This window comes from Streptomyces rubellomurinus, assembly GCF_000961885.1.
Classification (GTDB): domain Bacteria; phylum Actinomycetota; class Actinomycetes; order Streptomycetales; family Streptomycetaceae; genus Kitasatospora; species Kitasatospora rubellomurina.
The window spans coordinates 1-695 of the sequence record NZ_JZKH01000283.1; the positions used below are offsets into that span (position 1 = coordinate 1).

The window sequence follows — 695 nt, forward strand, 5'->3', positions numbered from 1 at the left end:
CCCCCGGCCCGAGCCCACGCCCGTCACCCGGCCGCTGCGGGAGCGACCGGACCGGCCGCAGACTCCGCCGCCGGGCCGCCCCGGCGGGCGCGACCGGGCCAGGCCCCGCGACCGGCAGCACACCCCGGCTCCCGGGGCGCGGCCCCCGGGCGCGCGGCAGCGGCTGCTGCGGCAGCGACTGGTCGTCTTCGTCACCGTCACCCTCGGGGTCGCGCTGGCCATCGCCGCGGCGCAGGGCTGCGAGGATCGGGGCAACCAGGGCCTGCGGGCGCCGGCCGGGGCGACGGCGAGCGCCCGCGCTGCGGGCGGCGGTTCTGGTGGCGGTTCTGGTGGCGGGGGTGAACTGGCGATGCCGGGGACCTCGGTGGACGTCGCCCCGCAATCCTCGGGCACCCCGCTCCCGGCCGCCGCGCACGGAACCGCGGCGGCCGGGGACGGCACGCTGGCGGCGCCGCTCGGGCCGGGGCCGGCGGTGGACTGGCCCAACCGCAGCTACCCGGACGGGACCGGCGGGCCCGGCATCACCCTGCGGGACGGGCACTCGGTCGGGGCCGGGCCGCAGGTCGCGCTGAGCGCGGTGCTGCCGGCCCGGTACAAGGGCGCGCCCGCCTCGATCGTCGTGCTGCGGCGGGCCGAGGGCTCGGTGCCGGTCGACCTCGTGCAGCTCTACACCTTCACCGGGGACTCCCCCGTCG

Annotated in this window: 1 pseudogene; it reads left to right on the forward strand. The window is 80.9% G+C overall.

From position 1 onward, the window contains the following. Positions 1–695: pseudogene (locus tag VM95_RS37840) on the forward strand (hypothetical protein); the annotation flags it as partial.